Below are 455 nucleotides of genomic sequence, written 5' to 3' on the forward strand. Positions count from 1 at the left end.
CTCACCCCGCAGAACAGCCAGCTGATCTTCATCGACCAGCAGCCGCAGATGGCGTTCGGCGTGCAGTCGATCGATCGCCAGGCGCTGAAGAACAACGTCGTCGGCCTCGCGAAGGCCGCGAAGGTGTTCAACATCCCGACCACGATCACGACGGTCGAAAGCGAGGGCTTCTCGGGTCATACCTATCCCGAGCTGCTCGACGTGTTCCCGAACCAGAAGACGCTCGAACGCACGTCGATGAACTCGTGGGACGACCAGAAGGTGCGCGATGCGCTGGCCGCGAACGGCCGCAAGAAGGTGGTCGTGTCGGGCCTGTGGACTGAAGTCTGCAACACGACGTTCGCACTGTGCGCGATGCTCGAAGGCGACTACGAGATCTACATGGTCGCCGACGCATCGGGCGGCACGTCGCAGGCCGCGCACGACTTCGCGATGCAGCGCATGGTGCAGGCGGG

At 63.7% G+C, this 455-nt stretch carries 1 protein-coding gene; it reads left to right on the top strand.

Annotated elements, in window-relative coordinates:
* Nucleotides 1-455, top strand: a 455-nt coding sequence (locus DIE06_RS38020) for a hydrolase (RefSeq protein WP_148094398.1), incomplete at both ends; no start/stop codon positions are given.

The organism is Burkholderia sp. Bp8998, from assembly GCF_003854235.1.
Classification (GTDB): domain Bacteria; phylum Pseudomonadota; class Gammaproteobacteria; order Burkholderiales; family Burkholderiaceae; genus Burkholderia.